Here is a 16916-nt window from a genome sequence, read left to right on the forward strand (position 1 = left end):
TATGTCGGAACACGATAATCACCAGACTGTACCCAATGCGCTACCGATTGGTTACCGGTTCAATGAGTTTGAAATCAAGGAAGTCATCGGCGGCGGTGGCTTTGGCATCGTCTATCGCGCGTGGGATCACCAGTTGGAACGCGATATCGCCATCAAGGAGTTTATGCCGTCCTCACTGGCTGTGCGCAGCGACGATCTGAATCTGGTACTGCGCAGTGAACGGTTCAGTAAGACGTTCCATGCCGGCCTGAACAGTTTTATTCAGGAAGCCCGTCTGCTGGCGCGTTTTAACCATCCTAATCTGCTGCATGTACTGCGCTTTTGGGTGCAAAACGACACCGCCTACATGGGCACGGTGTTTTACAGCGGGACCACACTGTCAGCCCTGCGTGAGCGCAATCCGCAGCTGATCGATGAGAACTGGATTCGTCGCCTGCTGCCGCCCCTGCTAGGTGCGATTAAGACCATCCATGATGCGGGTTATCTGCATCGGGATATCTCGCTGGATAACATCCAGATTCAGAGTAACGGCGATCCGGTGCTACTGGATTTCGGCTCCGCGCGCAAAACCATCGGTAACCTTTCGGATGAAAGCGAAACCATGCTGCGTCCGGGTTATGCGCCGATTGAGCAATACAGCGACAACGATGAAAGTGAACAGGGCGCGTGGACCGATATCTATGCGCTGGGTGCCGTACTGCACACGCTAATCACTGGCGCACCGCCGCCGGTGAGCGTGGTACGCAGTATTGAAGATAATTATCAACCGCTGGTTCAGCGTGCGCCGGCCGGCTACAGCCAGACCTTGCTGGCGGCAGTCGATCGCGCGCTGGCCCTGAAACCGGAAGATCGACCGCAAAGCATTGACGCCTTTGCGGCCTCCCTGGTGCTGCCAGAAAAAGCGCCCGAACCGCTGCCGGAAGTGAAAAACACCGGGCCGGGCACGATGCTGGTGCCGGTAGAAGAAAACGACGAGGCCGCTGCACCGGCTACACCGCTGAAGAAACTGATGCGTAACCGCTTTGCGTTACCGGGCCTGGTCGCGGCGGGCGTGCTGGTGGGCGTGTGTGCAGGTTTACTGATGGCGGGCGGCGACAAACAGGACGCTGAACCGGCTGACGTTGCGCAGACGGAAACGGCCCCGGCAGCTTCCTCCGCATCGCAGGCACCGACGGAGCCCTCTGTTACACCGGCTCAAACCCAGACGGCGCCAGCACAAACGCAGACTGCCCAGGCCCAACCGGAAAAAGCGCAGGAGCCGGTGGCACCGCCACCGCCACCTGCGCCCGTCGCGCAGGTGTATATCAAATTACAGCCCGGCGAGCGCGTTGAGGTGAACGGCCAGCCGCAGGCGGTTGTACCGGCAGCCAATGGTTTTGCCGCACTGCAACTGGCACCAGGCAATTACACGTTTTCAGTGACAGGTCAAAGCGGCGAACGCGAACAGACGTTGACGATTAATCAGGAAGGCGTCTGGTTACTTGATCCTCATATTTAACAGGTATGTCTATGTTTTCACGTATTACTGTACAACTTCCCGCACAGGGACTGCTGTTCCGTCGTCTGAGCGGCCGCGAGGCGCTGTCTGAAGCGTTCGTGCTGGAAGCGGAGCTGCTTTCCACGGACGCGCGCATTGACCGCCAGTCGCTGCTGGGTAAACCGGTCACCTTCACGCTGCCGACGGACGGCCTGATGAGCGCGCTGAACCCGCGCTATATCAACGGCAAAATCACCCGGATAGGAGTGCGCAGCGAGGAGCTGGGCGGTGTGCGCTATGCGGTCTACGGGCTGACGGTGGAGCCGGACCTGTGGCCGATGAAGCGCGACCGCAACCTGCGCATCTTCCAGAGCCAGACGGTGCCGCAGATTGTGCAGACGCTGCTGAAGGAGTACGCGGTAAACGTGGAGACGCGCCTGGCGGGCAGCTACCGGGTGTGGGAATACTGTGTGCAGTATCAGGAGAGCAGCTTCGACTTCATCAGCCGGCTGATGGAGCTGGAGGGCATTTACTACTTCTTCCGCCACGAGGCGGACAAGCACACGCTGGTGCTGTGCGACGCGCCGGACCAGCATCAGCCGTTCCCGGGCTACGAGACAATCGCGTACCACGTGACGCCGTCGGGCGGCAGCGTGACGGAAGAGGGCGTGAGCCAGTGGGCGCTGGCGGAGAGCGTGACGCCGGGCATCTACAGCACCGACGATTATGACTTCCGCAAGCCAAACGCGTGGATGCTACAGGCGCGCCAGAATCCGGTGTCGCCGACGCCGGGTTCAGTGGACGTGTACGACTGGCCTGGCCACTTTGTCGAGCACGGTCACGGCGAATACTACGCGCGCGTCCGCCAGGAGGTGTGGCAGGCAGAGCACCACGAGGTGAGCGGAAGCGGAACGGCGACGGGCATCGCGCCGGGCTACACTTTTGCGCTGCTGAACGCGCCGCACTTCAGCGACAACGGCAAATACCTGGTGACGTCGGCGTACTATGACTTTGAAGAGAACAGCTACGCCAGCGGCGACGTGGGTGCCACGCGCCACAACATCGACTTCACGGTGCTGCCTGCCGCGGTGACCTTCCGTGCGCGCCCGGAAACACGGTGGCCGAAGACGCACGGCCCGCAGACGGCCAGGGTGGTAGGGCCGAAGGGTGAGAGCATCTGGACGGACAAATACGGCCGGGTGAAGGTGAAGTTTCACTGGGACCGTCTGGCGAAGGGTGACGACACGAGTTCATGCTGGGTGCGGGTGTCAAGCGCCTGGGCAGGCCAGGGGTTTGGCGGGGTGCAGATCCCGCGCGTCAACGATGAAGTGGTGGTGGATTTCATCAACGGCGATCCCGACCGTCCATTGATTATCGGCCGGGTTTACAATGAGGCCAGTATGCCGCCGTGGGCACTGCCCGCTGCCGCCACACAGATGGGCTTTCTGAGCCGTTCGAAAGACGGTACGGCGGATACCGCTAACGCATTGCGCTTTGAGGATAAGGCGGGTGAGGAGCAGGTATGGCTTCAGGCGCAGAAGAATATGGACACCAACATCAAAAATGATGAAACGCATACTGTTGGTGGGGAACGAAGTCACTATGTCGCTAAAAGTGAGTTACATCGTGTTGAAGTCAATCTGGTACAGGCTGTTAAAGGCGACACTGAGATTTTGACCGGTAAAGGTAAAGTTGATGCTGTAGTCGAGCAATATGTTCTGGCGTCGGGGACCCAGCTACGCCTTGTCTCGGGCGAAAGTGCCATCGAACTGAATGCAAATGGCACTATCAATCTTATCGGAAAAGATTTTAATTTCTTCGTCGAGAAGGACGGCAATATCACCACAGGTGGAAAACTGAATCTGAACACCGAAGGCGCGCAACCGGGCACCTCTGCGCCGGGGTCGGGACACAAAGGCGATATCAGCGCGGCTGTTCAGGAGAAATTTACGCCGGGAAAGCCGGGTAAGGCAGGTGCTTTAGCAAGCGCACCTGCCGACGCTTCAAATAATGCCGTTGCACCCGCTAACGTGCAAACGCCCTCTTTCAGTGGTTATGGCAAAGATGTAGACAGTTTGGTTGAGAAGTCACCTACCATGAAACAGGACATCACCACCCTGAAAAAGCGTGGATGGGTTTTCAAAGAGGGTGAGGCGGGGAAAGGGACGTTTGCGGATCGTCAAGGTCGTATCATCACTGTCGATAAAAGCAACATGAATGATGCTGCTAAAGTCGTACAGTCGCTGTCACATGAAAGTGGACATGCACTTTATAAACCCAATATTGATCTGAGTTCTAAGGATAATTACCTGAACAGCACACTCAGTGATGAGGGCGCAGCCACACTAAATAATATTCGTGTACAGCGTGAGATCATTGCTAATCACGGTGAGGACATCGGCATAGCAGGCAATACAGCGAATCAGAAAGATTACAATGCTATCTTCGACTCCCTGCAAAAAGGTGACATCACTGAGAGTGACGCGAGGATGAAGATCGGGCGTATATTCGGAAAAGGTGAGAGGACCTCCACGACGAAGGAGCTATACGAGGATTATTATGGAGGTTGGTATGATAAAAATTACCCGGCAAAGTAAGCTATCAGTCATGTTACTGGCAGGTTTTTTTATAAGCGGATTAGTGGAAGCAAAGATGCAAGCAAATGATATATGGAGTTTTGTCACGCAAATGCGTTCCAGTGTGAAGAGTTTATCTGTACAGGCTATTCACAATGCCCCACTGGCGTTTAAATTAAAAAGTCAGAATGAATATATCAATTTTTACCGGGCTGACGGCATCAGGCTTAACGATGCGTTACTGATAAACGATATTGAGTTGCGACTGAGTAAAAGCCCTGACGGAATGGCACCTTTTCTGAGTTTTTCGCCGCAAGGGAAGTGCATTACGCTGAATGAGATCAAAAACCATTATCAGACTATCCGTTTAACGGATTACCCGCGTGGTCAGTCTGAAAATGAGCTAACCAGCTACACATCACCTCCCGATGCCAACGGCCAGGTCATCACCTTTTCATTTACGGCTAAAAATCCAGACTGTCTGAGCAGAGTGATTATTACTTCTGAAGAGTAAAGGAACGGCTTACTGACAATGATGGTCTGGTACAAAGCTCAGCAGCAATTGTCACCTCTTTGTGCGATTATCTGGCTTTGAATGTTCCTCTCTCATCAGAAAATATATGACGTTAATCAGGTTATTTTTGACACTGGCGTTTTTTTTCACGCCTGTTTTAAGTCTGGCAAATACGGTGTCGACAGAAACAGTACCGCCACTGAGCAACGACGATTTCTCTGTCCTGCTCAACGACTACGCTTTCACCCCTGGTGACGCATGGAACAATCAGAGCTTCGTCCGTGCAGGCAAAGCCTTGAGCTCGGTTGTGGCCGGAGAAGTGGTCATCGATGAACAACGATACAACTATTTCCAACACAGCTATGACGGCTTTGCGTTGTTCAGCGCAACGGCGGTGGGAAATGCCAGCCATACCATTCTGGCGGAGATTCTTGTGGACGCTGCCAGCGTGCCGACGGCTCGCAATATTGTGGTGGGCGATAGCGTGGAACAGGTTCGGCAAGCCTATGGCCCAGGCAAAGAAAGTGACAGCGATAATCAACACTGGCTTATCTACAAGCTGGGTGAGAAACAGTTGATGTTCGAAATTGACCAGCAAAAGGTCAGCCATATCATGTTGAATACCACTATGAGTGCCAGACAGCATGACATCAGCGCAGACCAGGCTGTCAGCGCGGCAACAGAAGCCATTCACACTTATCACCTGACAACACTCAGCGATCAATGTCTCAGGTATGATGTTGACGACAGCAGTGATAAAAGTTTCTTTATCATTACGGTTCGCGAAGACAACCATGACGTCAGTTGTGGCGGCGATCCGGATATCTCTCCTCGTCTTTTCGACATTAAAGTGGCGCGTGATAACACTCAAATACTCACTAACGCCGATGATGCCGATGGCACGTATCGAAGCCTGAATACGTCAGCCACACCCAATCAATAAACGGACACCCTATGAATTATCAGTTCAATGAAGGCGCATTTGCGCTGTTTCCTGCTGCGTGGCAGGACACCACCATGAATATTTTGCGGGATGAGGCCAGTGGGCTGGCATTCGTTGTGAGTCGTGGTGTCATTCCTGAAGGCAGCGATGCGGAGACGGAGTTCCAGCGTCAATGGGATACATTACGCAGTCAGATGGGCGCTATTCAGCAAACAGCGTTTGTACGGGTTATGGCTGGGATTGATAGCGCGCTACAGGCGCTGGAAGTTGAAACCGCCTTCGAGCGCAATGGACAAGCTGTGTGGCAGCGGCAGTTGGCTACTCAGGTTCCTGACAGCAACATTTTCATGATTTTTACCCTTTCCGCGATGCGTCCTTTCAATGAAGAAGATGGAGAGCGCTGGAAGAGTTTTAAACACAGTCTGAGTCTGAACAATCCACGGAAAGCATAAGCTATGGATAACCATGCGGCCCGCGTGGGCGATGAGATCATTCACTCCAGCATTTTTGCTGATATCACCAGTATTGTCGCTGAGGGCGCAGCCTACGCCGTGATCGGTGCGGCGGTGGGCGCGGCGGCAACCGCCGCCGCGCCCCTGTTAGGTGCAGGGATGGCCGCGGCCAGTGTGGCCGCTATTGGTTCCAGCTGCCTGCTCAGTGGTATTCTGGGCGGCGTACTGGCCAATGCCGTTGGCCTCTCAGAGGACATCACTAAAGTAGCCGATGGGCTGGGAAACATGCTGTTCCCTCCTTCGCCCGCTGGTGTGATTGCCAGCGGATCAGAAAATGTTCTGGTGAACGGTCTTCTCGCGGCACGTGCGGCGGGCATGCTCGTATCCGGAGAAACTCCACCGCCGGAACCGCAGTCACCCAAAAGCTTTGCCGATTACGGCGGCATGTTGCTCGCTGCAGCCAGCCAGTTTGGCAGTGCGATGTGGCAGCCTACGGTTGCGTCAGCCGATGCCGGAACGTCTCCGCTGGAGCAGGACAAAGTTGTCTGCGAAAAACACGGCGCGCCGCAATATCTGGCCCAGGGTTCTAAGCAGGTTTTTATTAACGGGCAGCCAGCCGTTCGCGCCAAAGACAAAACCACCTGCGAAGCCACGGTAAGTGACGACGTTTCACCCAATGTCATCATTGGCGGTGAAACCGTGACGGTAAGAGAGATCAAAAGCGGTAAAGTACCCGGGCTGGCTTTAGCGATGATCGGCCTGTCCCTGATCCGCGGTCGACCCAGTCAGATTCTGAAAAACATGCCCTGTGCACTCGCCGGTGCGGCCGGGGGGATGATGGCCGATATGGCGATTAATGCGGCCTTTTCGTCGCTGTTTCCGGTTCATGCCTCGACTGGCGTCAAAGTCCTCAATGATGATGCCGAACGTGATTTCTCCCTTCCTGGCCGTTTTCCGCTCAGTTTCCAACGTAGTTACAACAGCCTGACGCAGCGCAACGGATTATTTGGTCTGGGCTGGGCAACGGTGTTCGACAGCTATTTAGTGCTGGATGGCACACAGGCAACCTGGTTTGATGACAACGGGCGCGAGCTGCGCTTTGCGGTGCCGGGGGATAAAGAGGTGCTTTACAGCATCAGCGAAGGACTGATGGTGCGCCGTAATGAAATGGGCGATATCGCTATTGCCGATGATGATGGTGCGGTTTGGCGGCTCTATAAACCTACAGCGGCGAATCCTCAGGTACTGCGTCTGGCTTCGCTGAGCGACGAATACGGTAACGCGCTGGAGATGGGCTGGGATGAGCAGGCGCGTCTTGTGCGTATTCATGATGCACCGTTGGCCATCGACGTCACACTGCATTACGGCGACAACCAGCACCCTCAGCGCCCGACATCCGCCAGTCACTTTGATGGTGAACAGCACTGGCCGCTAGCGCACTGGGACTATACAGAACAGGGCCAGCTTGCCAGCGTCACCGATGCGGCTGGCATTACCTCGCGCCGTTTCCGTTATAACGACGATGGGTTAATGATCTGGCATCAGCTGCCAGGCGGACTGGAAAGTGAATATCGCTGGCAGAAACTGGATCACTGGCGTGTGGTCGAGAATCGCACCAATACCGGTGATGGCTGCCATATGCACTACGATCTGGAAGCAGGCATTACGCGGGTGTCGACCTATGACGGTCAACAGCGCGAACACCACTGGAATGCTGCGGGCCTTATCACCTGTTTCATTGATGAACGGGGCGAGAAGTGGCGTTATGAGTGGAATGAAAACGAACTCATGACGCGCCGCATCGATCCGCTGGGCAATGCGGTGAGCTTCACCTATGACGATCTTGGTAACCGTGTTGAAGAGAAAGATGCGGACGGCGGTGTGCAGGCAGTGCAATGGCTGTCCCACCGTTCTCTGCCAACGGTCGTTGCAGGCGCAGACGGCTCCACAACGAAATACTATTACGATCCCCATCATGGCCTTGAGCGTGTGGTCGATGCGCTCGGGCAAAGTACCGTTTATAAGCGGGATGAGTTTGGGCTGGTTATCGAAGAAATCGATGCGGCAGGCAACAGCTATCGTCGGGAGTTCAACGATGCAGGCCAGGTCATCCGTGAAACAGACTGCTCAGGGCTGACGACGCGCTACCGCTATCATCCGCTGGGCTGGCTCAGTTGTGTGACGGCGCCGGATGGTGAAGAAACCCGTTATCACTATGATGCAGCAGGCCGTCCTGTTTTGCTGGAGCGGGCAGAGGGCTGGGAAGAGCGGTTGCGCTGGAGTGACAACGGCCTGCCGCTGGCCCATGAGTCAGCGGATGGCAAACGCAGTGAATTCCGCTATGACAACGTCGGGCGCTTAATCGCGAACCGCAATGCCCAGGGTGAGACGGTTCAACGCAGCTGGGACAGCCGTAGTCGGTTAACGGCGCTGCAAAACGAGAACGGCGAGCAGTATCAGTTCGAATGGGGTGCAGATTCTCTGCTGCTGGCCCAGACTGGACTGGACGGCGTGGCTACGCGTTATGAGTATGATGCTGCGGGCCGCACGTTAGCTCGCACTTTTGCCGCCGGGCATCCTCAGGCGATTACCCATCGCTATCACTGGAGTCGGGCCGGACAACTGCTGGCGCGCACGACACCCGAAGGCCAGACGCGCTATCACTACCGTGGTGGTGGTCAGCTAAGTAAAGTGTCACAACATCTGCCACTGTCTGACACCGAGTGGAGCCAGCAGGCTGAGCAGGAGATTACGTTTACCTATGATGCGCTGGGCCGCATCGTGAGTGAACAGGGGGAGCAGGGCACACTGGCCTGGGAGTACGACGCGCTGGGTAATTGCACAGCCCTAACCCTGCCGGATGGCCGCAACCTGAAGCAGCTTTACTACGGTAGCGGTCATTTACTGAGCATCGCACTCGATAACCTCCCTGTGACGGAGTTTACCCGTGACACATTGCATCGGGAACTCAGCCGCACGCAGGGCGGTCTGACCACGCGCAGTGAATACGATCGTCTCGGCAGACTGCGCCGCCGTGACGTTTTCAGGGGGGAAGCCCAGCGACCTGCACCGCGCGTCTGGTCCCGCCGGCGCGACTTCGATTACGGCAACAACCTGATCCGTGAAGAGCGCGACGATAATCCGTTCAGCCAGACATTATGGCACTACGATAACGCAGGTCGTTTGTTGTCCCAGGAAGGCGCGCAGCCTGGTAATGAACATTGGCGCTGGGACGGTGCAGGCAACCCGCTGGATCGCCATGCCGCTTCCCACGTCATGCATAACCGCGTGACCGAACTGAACGGGATTCGCTGGCAGTACGATATTCATGGCCGCACCACTGAGAAGGATGACGGCCAGACCCGCTGGCGCTACCGTTACGATGGTGAGCATCGTCTGACGGATGTCATCAGCGAGCCGCGTGATCGCAACAAGCCACGCAACAAAGTGAGCTTCCGTTACGATCCGCTGGGCCGACGCATCAGTAAAACCTGCCAACAATCGTTACAGGGTAAGCCGTCTGGTCATGCTGTCACAACGCGGTTTGTGTGGGAAGGTTACCGTCTGCTGCAGGAAATCCACGACGATATTCCGCTGACTTATGTCTACAGCGACAGCCAGAGCTATGAGCCACTGGCCCGTATTGATGGCGTGGAAAGTCCGGAGATATTCTGGTTCCACTGCGCCGCAAATGGCACGCCCGAGCGACTGACCGACGTTGAAGGCCAGAAGACCTGGGAAGGTGTGAACAGCCCGTGGGGCAAACTGCTGCGCGAATCGAATCAACGAATTCCGGTGGTAGAGCAGAACCTGCGTATGCAGGGCCAGTACCTGGACCGGGAAACGGGGCTTCACTATAATTTGTTCCGTTATTATGACCCGGACAGCGGCCGGTTTACCCAGCATGACCCGATAGGGCTGGCGGGGGGGATTAACCTTTATCAGTATGCGCCGAATGCGCTGGGATGGGTGGATCCGTGGGGGTTGAGTTGTAAAAAACTTGAAGGTAAATATAAAGAAATTGAGAAAAAACCTCTCCCAGAATCACTCGCTGCTACGTTTACAAATAGTGATTATAAAACTGTTGTAACAACAGAAGATATTATTTTGTATAGGGTATATGGAGGGAAGGCTGAAGCAGGTGGTTCATTCGTTTCAACAACAAGCGCCGGTAGTCGTATTCAAGCTAAGATAGATGCTGCATTACTACCGCAATGGAAAAATACTCGACAATACGAAGCTACAATATTGGTACCTAAGGGGACAGTACTACAGATTGGTGAGGTTGCACCTCAAGTGACAAAGTCCGGGGCAATACTTAATGGGAAAGCTGATCAAATAATACTTCCTCGAGACTGGGATCAGAATTGGATTTTAAACACTAGAAGAATTAGCACTCCATAGGACGTCTATATGAATACGAATCAAGTAGTGAAAATTTTGAAAGATACACTGGCATTAATTAAGAACGAATCCTTAATAAATGGAAAAAATAAGCTTAGTGATATCATTGAGAAATATGAGTTAACAATCCAGAAGATAGAGGATGGTACTTTGAAGTATAATGAAATTCATAATTCAGTAAAAGCCTACCTTGAGATTTATAATGATTATGATAACCCTTTGCTTTTTAAGATGTCAGATGCTGAGAAAGCAGTGTCTATATACCTTGAAGTATAATGATTGTCGATAATTTTAATGAGTGATAATTGTAGTTGGCTTAAGGTTATCAATAATCCGAATACGCTTAAATTGGTTGATAAGTGGTATTTGAATAGGTGTTGAAAAGTGAATCCTGAGCTCAGAAATAAGTGCGAGTATATTTTTATCATGAGCTAGAAAATAAGTCTAATGGGCTGATGAAGTAATTATTACTTTAGCGACGGCGAAAGTAATTTTCAATTTTTTAGTGTAAGGATTTTTCGACCGGTATAAATTTTTCCAATATGGAGAGTTTAAATTAATATTAACGAAGAAAATATAATTGTGATTTTTGACAATGGATTAGTTATCTCCTCAATTTCAACTAAGCAGAAGTTGTTTATTATTGACGGGCTGCGCTGGGAGGCGTGGCCTGACAATGGTGATGATACCGTAAACTATCGAGCCGTTTTTAATATAAAAATAATAGACAAGGTGATATTTACCTCATCGTATTTTTATCTCATCAAGGTGATGTAGATGCCACAGTAGTAAGTTGGTGCTTTGCACCTGATAAACTATTGATGGTAGAGAAAAATAAACCAGAAGGTAAAGTTACGTGAAAATTAAGAAAGTGGTTTGAAGTGCAATCTGATTGTAAGCTTCCCGTCTATGGCCCATGGGGACACATTGATGCAGTATATGATCCACATGACAGAACAGGTATGGTTACTTGTAAATAATTTTCAGGTTTCGAAGATGTAAAGTCATGGGGGGATATTTAAAATGGAATAACTTAAAGAATTACTATGAATAATTAAATTTCTTCTGCATGTTTTTGTGGTTTATCAATCAATACATTCATTTTTATATTTTTAAGTATTTCCATCCTTCTATATACAATAATCGGCAATATATTGATTTTCTTTTATTAAATTAAAGCTGGTAGGTGTTTTTTTACATGTGACTCATTTTATAGAGATTTTTAAAGTATTGATTTATAAGCTATGGATTATCATAATTTTTCACAATATGCAAAGTTAAATATGTTTTGAAAGTGTGATAATCATCCTTGACGTAAGCTAAAAGAATGAATGATTTTACATGTGGATGCAATTATTATTTTCACGATTTGCATTAAGATTAACACTGACATAAGCTTACTAAATAAAAATGATAGTGTTAGGCTTCTGAAGCGTTTTCAATTTTTGATATTTTGAATTAATTGTTGAGATCATTTGGTTTACACACTAACTGACTAGTCAAGTTGTCTGTTTTCCTAGATTTAAATGAATTTACGGATTTTTTATGAATGAATTAATGTTCTCAGGATATGGCGTAGATATTATAAAAAGAAATGATGAGTATTATATTAGGTACGATAACGGGACGATTGCTATGTATGAGATAGAATCAAAAATTTCATTTTACGAAGCATTAAAAGCTCAGAAAAGTGAACGTGATGCCTATGAAGTCATTATAGCCACCCAATCCAGATAGGGAAGAGGACGGTCTCAATTTTGATTACTCACATATAGATGAAGTGAAAATTCCGGAGATATTCTGTTCCATTGCGCCACTGATAGCACGCCAGAACTTTTAACCGACGTTGAAGGCCAGAAGACCTGGGAAGGTGTGAATAGCCCGTGGGGCAAACTGTTGCGCGAATCGAATCAACGAATTCCGATGGTAGAGCAGAACCTGCGCGTATGCAGGGCCAGTACCTGGACCGCGAAACGGGGCTTCACTATAATTTGTTCCGTTATTATGACCCGGACACTGGCCAGTTTACCCAGCATGACCCTATAGGGCTGGCGGGCGGGATCAACCTTTATCAGTATGCGCCGAATGCGCTGGGATGGGTTAATCCGTGGGGGTTGAGTAGGTGTAAAAACGAATGGAATGAGTTTCAGAAAAAATCGAACAATAATCAATTTACTTCAAGGAAACAAGCATCCAAAGCATATGCTTTATGGAAAAAACAAGACTGGGCAGCGTTAGAACAATTTATGGGTGAAGGTGCCTGGCCACCTAATCGCGGTTTTGTAAAAGCAACAAGAACAACTCTTCAACCCGGCACTTTAGTTGATCGATATGGTGGTTGGATAGATGAAAAAGGATTCCATGATATTGGTACTTTTATTTTTCCAGTAGGTTCATCATTTGAGGGCAGGGCTTTACAATCGAGTACACTGGATAAACCTTATTCAATTTATGAAGCATTGAAGCCATTGCCGGTTGATACTGGACCAGCCATACCTTGGTTTGGACAACCAGGCTACGGAACGCAACATGAAACCTTTTTAAAAATTGATAAACTAATCGAGAAAGGCTATTTGAGGAAAGTATGAAAATAATTAATCATCAGAACAAAAAGGTATTAATTCACGATGGATTAGAAGATGCATTCCTGAAGAATGACAAGCTAATTTCTTGCCCTCGCTGTGATGGCATGGCTTATTATGGCTTGTACAACTCTACAGATTTAGATATGTATGATGAAAAGAAAATAAAAGCTTTAGTTGGCAGTATTAAGGGATTGGAATTTATTGGAGGCGAAATTCTAGAGTATAGATATAAAAGTAGCTCATTGAGAGTTTCAGAAACAAAATGTTCTAATGGGCATGATATTTTGGTTGTGTTTACTTACAAGGAGTTACAGCCTGCTCGTTATGAATCCTATCTTGTAGGGGTGTTTGACAATAATACGTTCAATGAAGAGTGATGATAATTATAGAGAGTGTCATTTTTAATGGGATCTTTTTCCTTTATGACGTTTTTAATGGAAGGTCTAGTGGATAATTCAATTAGACACCCTGCTGAACATAATAGTATTAGTAAACAGTTTGAAATTATCAATAATTATCAATAAAACTAATGTGCTTGAATGGGTTGATAAGTTAAGTTTGAATGCATATTAAAAAGAAATACAAAGTAAGTGCTGAGATACAGAATAAGCACATGCATACCTTGACTATGAGTTACATGATTAATTCCGCAATTGTTAAGGAAAGGTATAAATGAATGGGGATGAAATGGCATATATCAATGAATTGAAAAATGATAATTCAGCTTATGCATATCAAGATAATGATCTTGGACATATACGAATTAAAATTATCTGCAGAGGCGAACGAATGTATCTTCAAGTGGAAGATAGAGCCGCAATATGTGTGACCTGCCCCCAGTATTAGATATAAGGCTCAGTTAGTAATGTCGGATCCTTCACTCTCAGAATTATTCTTTCTCCAGCCCACCGCAAATTCAGACGGCGTCTGATAATTGAGCGCGGAGTGCGGGCGGCACTCATTATAATCCTGACGCCATTCACTGATGGTTTCCCTGGCATGACTGACGTCACTGAACCAGTTTTCATTCAGACAATTCATCGCGAAAGCGTCCGTTAAAACTCTCAATAATTCCGTTCTGTGTCGGCTTGCCGGGCTGGAGGTGTAAGCACACCCGTTTTAGTTCCACGCACTTTTTGAGAGTTCCGGGGTTTCAGTCATCAGCCGTTACTCTTCCGGTGTCAGGTTATTCAGGGATTCATGGGGACGCTCGCTGTTGTATTCATTCAGCCAGCTTTCCGTGATTTCCCGTGCTTCATTCAGCGTTCTGAACAGGTAAAAATCCAGGATTTCTGTCCGGTACGTCCGGTTGAACCGTTCGATACACGCATTCTGCGTCGGCTTACCCGGCTTGATAAATTCCAGTGCCACACTATGCTCTTCAGCCCACTGCGCAAGTGTCAGCGAAACCCGTTCCGGGCCGTTGTCCATCCGCAGTTTCAGCGGATACCCCCGGTTCGCCACTGTCCTGTCCAGTACTCTGACCACCCGTTGCGCCGGGATATTCAGGTCAATTTCGATCGCCAGTGCTTCGCGGTTAAAATCATCCACTACGTTGAAGGTCCGGAAGCGTCTGCCGCACACCAGCGCATCGTGCATAAAATCGATGGACCAGCTCTGGTTCATCGCCTCTGGCGTCGCCAGCGGAGCAGGATTACGCACCGGCAGGCGCTGTTTTCCCTTACGGCGAAAATTCAGTTTCAGCAGGCAATAAATCCGGTGAACACGTTTATGATTCCGGGTGTTGCCCTGCCTGCGCAGCAGCTGGAACAACTTCTTAAAACCATATCGCGGGTAGCGCTCTGCCAGCTCAGTCAGCAACTGGATCACTGGTTCATCGCGCCGGGTATCGGGCTGGTAAACATAGACCGTCCTGCTCAGCGATAATGTCCTGCAGGCCTGGCGGATGCTCATGGCGAATTGTGCCGTCAGATAGCTGACGAGCTCCCGCTTTATCGCTGGTTTTAAAGCTTTTTTTCAATAACGTCTTTCAGTGCACGGCACTCAAGACTCAGGTCCGCAAACATCTGTTTGAGGCGACGGTTTTCATCCTCAAGGTCTTTCATCTTTTTGATATCAGAGGCTTCCATCCCGCCAAACTTCGCTTTCCAGTTGTAGTACGAAGCCTCGGAGATCCCGGCTTCACGGCAGACATCCTTGACGGTACGTCCGGCTTCGACGGACTTCAGAACGGCAATGATCTGGTGTTCGGTGAATCGGGCTTTACGCATGGCGATCTCCTCAGAGGACATAATCAGTATGTCGGAAGATCTCTAAAAGTGAATGGTTCGTTTTACCGGGATGCTTACATCTCAGTGAAAGAGACCCTTCAGCCAGGAACTAAATTAGATCGTTATGGTGGTTGGACTGAAAATGGTGTTATCAGAGATACAGGTACGTTCCTTTCTCCAGCAGGAGCTTCTTTTGAAGGTAGGGCGCTTCCGGATTATACATTGAAAAAACCTCTATCTACCTGTGAGGTATTGAAATCTTATGAAGTTGACGCCGGTCCAGCAATCCCATGGTTTGGAAAGGCAGGAATGAATAAACAATATGAAACAGCTGATAATGTTGAAAATCTGATTAGAAATGGAGTTTTGAAAAAAATTATGAAAAATGGTATTAAAGCTCAAGTTTTGTTACATGATGGTTTTGAGAATGATTTTATTCATAAAAAAAACGTCATTATATGCCCGTATTGTTCTGGAGAAGTCGTTTTTTCAGTATATGGTTCGAAAAGTTTTAATTCGGAAGATTTAGAGTTTAAACAGTTTTACTCCAAAAAAATAAGGGGAGTAAAAGAAATGACTAAGGGTTCTGGTCTTTATCATTACAATGATGAAGCTATCAGTTTTTTTGAAACTCAATGTGACTCTGGAAGGCATAATCTTTTGATTTTTTTTACTTTTTCTGAGATTCAACCAGCCAGGTATATTTCTCATTTGATTGGTATTTTCCTAAAGAATTAGAATGTCTATTATCCTGTAGTTGTGTGAATTTTAGATAAAATTATCAATTTTTTCTTAAAGTTAATTGTGGATATTATGATTTATAGTATTGACTATTTAATTTACCCTTCTCTTAATATTACTCAATTTTAACTTAAATTTTCGTACTTATATAAAGCAAAAGGGATGTGTGACTTGCCACTGGCCTGACAATTAACCAGATGTATCAGTAAAACCCGCCAGCAATTGTTACAGGTAAGCCGTATAACAATGCTGTCATAATACGATTTATATGCAAGGTTGCCGTCTGCTGCATGGAAATCCACGAAGATATTTCGCTACGTTTACAGCGACAGCCAGAGCTATGAGCCACTGGCCCGTATTGATGGCGTGGAAAGTCCGGAGATATTCTGTTTCCACTGCGCGGCTAACGGCACGTCAGAGCTACTGACCGACGTTGAAGGCCAGAAGACCTGGGAAGGAGTGAACAGCCCGTTGGGCAAACTGCTGCGCGAATCGAATCAACGAATTCCAGTGACGGAGCAGAACCTGCGTATGCAGGGCCAGTACCTGAACCGCGGAACGGGGCGCTACTACAATCTGTTCCGTTATTATGAGCCAAACAGCGGCCGGTTTACCCAATAGGGCCCGATTAGATTAGCGGGCGTGATCGACTTTTATCAGTATGCGCCGAATGCGCTGGCATGGGTGGAACAGTGGGGGTTGATAAAGTGTAAAAATCCTTCTGAGGAAGCAACAAAATGGCAACGTCCAAAAAACCAATTACCCAGAAATTGACGTTTATAAGAACAGGAAGATTAAAAAAGGTACAATTCTCTACGCTCTTTACCCTAATGGAGACCAACAACTTGCATATGTAGTGGCGTTCTCTACAGTTAATCAGTACAGAGAAAATCCGTTAGGTTATCATCAAGCATTGCAAGTTAAATTGGATCCTCGCTGGCCTGTGTGTACGAAATTAAGAGCATTTTATATAAGCGACGACATTTACATTAC

Annotated in this window: 11 protein-coding genes and 3 pseudogenes; 12 read left to right on the plus strand and 2 right to left on the minus strand. The window is 49.1% G+C overall.

Annotation, left to right across the window (positions count from 1 at the left end; all coding sequences use genetic code 11):
* Position 1: 1 nt before the first annotated feature.
* The 10 genes and pseudogenes from C1N58_RS05620 to C1N58_RS05665 all read left to right on the plus strand — a co-directional run bounded on the left by C1N58_RS05620 (position 2) and on the right by C1N58_RS05665 (position 13328).
* On the plus strand, positions 2 to 1498 hold the full coding sequence (locus C1N58_RS05620; RefSeq protein WP_394564673.1) for a serine/threonine protein kinase: 1497 nt from the start codon (positions 2 to 4) through the stop codon (positions 1496 to 1498).
* 11 nt (positions 1499 to 1509) lie between these two features.
* Positions 1510 to 4074: a type VI secretion system Vgr family protein gene (locus tag C1N58_RS05625; RefSeq protein WP_394564674.1), complete on the plus strand. Its 2565-nt coding sequence runs from the start codon at positions 1510 to 1512 to the stop codon at positions 4072 to 4074.
* Entirely contained in the window at positions 4049 to 4567 is a 519-nt protein-coding gene (locus C1N58_RS05630) for a hypothetical protein (RefSeq protein ID WP_241492751.1), read from the plus strand. The genes C1N58_RS05625 and C1N58_RS05630 overlap by 26 nt, the downstream gene beginning before the upstream one ends.
* A gap of 175 nt (positions 4568 to 4742) precedes the next feature.
* Positions 4743 to 5510, plus strand: coding sequence for a hypothetical protein (locus C1N58_RS05635; RefSeq protein WP_394564675.1), 768 nt, complete (start codon positions 4743 to 4745; stop codon positions 5508 to 5510).
* A gap of 11 nt (positions 5511 to 5521) precedes the next feature.
* On the plus strand, positions 5522 to 5962 hold the full coding sequence (locus C1N58_RS05640) for a DcrB-related protein (RefSeq protein WP_033742127.1): 441 nt from the start codon (positions 5522 to 5524) through the stop codon (positions 5960 to 5962).
* 3 nt (positions 5963 to 5965) lie between these two features.
* Positions 5966 to 10366: an RHS repeat-associated core domain-containing protein gene (locus C1N58_RS05645; RefSeq protein ID WP_394564676.1), complete on the plus strand. Its 4401-nt coding sequence runs from the start codon at positions 5966 to 5968 to the stop codon at positions 10364 to 10366.
* A gap of 9 nt (positions 10367 to 10375) precedes the next feature.
* Complete coding sequence (locus tag C1N58_RS05650; protein WP_205958573.1) at positions 10376 to 10642, plus strand: hypothetical protein; 267 nt, start codon at positions 10376 to 10378, stop codon at positions 10640 to 10642.
* 1269 nt (positions 10643 to 11911) lie between these two features.
* Positions 11912 to 12103, plus strand: coding sequence for a hypothetical protein (locus C1N58_RS05655; RefSeq protein ID WP_394564677.1), 192 nt, complete (start codon positions 11912 to 11914; stop codon positions 12101 to 12103).
* 28 nt (positions 12104 to 12131) lie between these two features.
* Positions 12132 to 12954, plus strand: a pseudogene (locus tag C1N58_RS05660) (glycohydrolase toxin TNT-related protein); the annotation flags it as partial.
* Positions 12951 to 13328, plus strand: a complete 378-nt coding sequence (locus tag C1N58_RS05665) for a hypothetical protein (protein WP_277282487.1) — start codon at positions 12951 to 12953, stop codon at positions 13326 to 13328. The pseudogene C1N58_RS05660 and the gene C1N58_RS05665, both read left to right, overlap by 4 nt.
* 478 nt (positions 13329 to 13806) lie before the next feature.
* On the opposite strand, the pseudogene C1N58_RS05670 reads toward C1N58_RS05665, so the two are convergent.
* Both C1N58_RS05670 and C1N58_RS05675 read right to left on the minus strand, forming a co-directional pair.
* Positions 13807 to 14050, minus strand: a pseudogene (locus C1N58_RS05670) (transposase); the annotation flags it as partial.
* Between the two features lie 68 nt (positions 14051 to 14118).
* Positions 14119 to 15182 (minus strand): IS3 family transposase gene (locus C1N58_RS05675; RefSeq protein WP_394564678.1). Its coding sequence is split into 2 segments (ribosomal slippage): positions 14119 to 14930 and positions 14930 to 15182, totalling 1065 coding nucleotides; the frame shifts between segments, so codons are not numbered across the junction.
* A gap of 84 nt (positions 15183 to 15266) precedes the next feature.
* Between C1N58_RS05675 and C1N58_RS05680 the strand changes: the two genes are divergently transcribed.
* Positions 15267 to 15920: a TNT domain-containing protein gene (locus C1N58_RS05680; protein WP_394564679.1), complete on the plus strand. Its 654-nt coding sequence runs from the start codon at positions 15267 to 15269 to the stop codon at positions 15918 to 15920.
* A 192-nt stretch (positions 15921 to 16112) separates the two neighbouring features.
* Positions 16113 to 16652 (plus strand): annotated as a pseudogene (locus C1N58_RS05685) (RHS repeat domain-containing protein); the annotation flags it as partial.
* Positions 16653 to 16916: the final 264 nt, after the last annotated feature.

This window comes from Pantoea sp. SGAir0180 (assembly GCF_043546245.1).

Excerpts from the sequence above, each read along its gene's own strand:
- C1N58_RS05650 (WP_205958573.1), top strand. The coding sequence starts at position 10,376 with ATGAATACGAATCAAGTAGTGAAAATTTTGAAAGATACACTGGCATTA.
- C1N58_RS05640 (WP_033742127.1), top strand. The coding sequence starts at position 5,522 with ATGAATTATCAGTTCAATGAAGGCGCATTTGCGCTGTTTCCTGCTGCG.
- C1N58_RS05665 (WP_277282487.1), top strand. The coding sequence starts at position 12,951 with ATGAAAATAATTAATCATCAGAACAAAAAGGTATTAATTCACGATGGA.
- C1N58_RS05620 (WP_394564673.1), top strand. The coding sequence starts at position 2 with ATGTCGGAACACGATAATCACCAGACTGTACCCAATGCGCTACCGATT.
- C1N58_RS05630 (WP_241492751.1), top strand. The coding sequence starts at position 4,049 with ATGATAAAAATTACCCGGCAAAGTAAGCTATCAGTCATGTTACTGGCA.
- C1N58_RS05625 (WP_394564674.1), top strand. The coding sequence starts at position 1,510 with ATGTTTTCACGTATTACTGTACAACTTCCCGCACAGGGACTGCTGTTC.
- C1N58_RS05645 (WP_394564676.1), top strand. The coding sequence starts at position 5,966 with ATGGATAACCATGCGGCCCGCGTGGGCGATGAGATCATTCACTCCAGC.
- C1N58_RS05655 (WP_394564677.1), top strand. The coding sequence starts at position 11,912 with ATGAATGAATTAATGTTCTCAGGATATGGCGTAGATATTATAAAAAGA.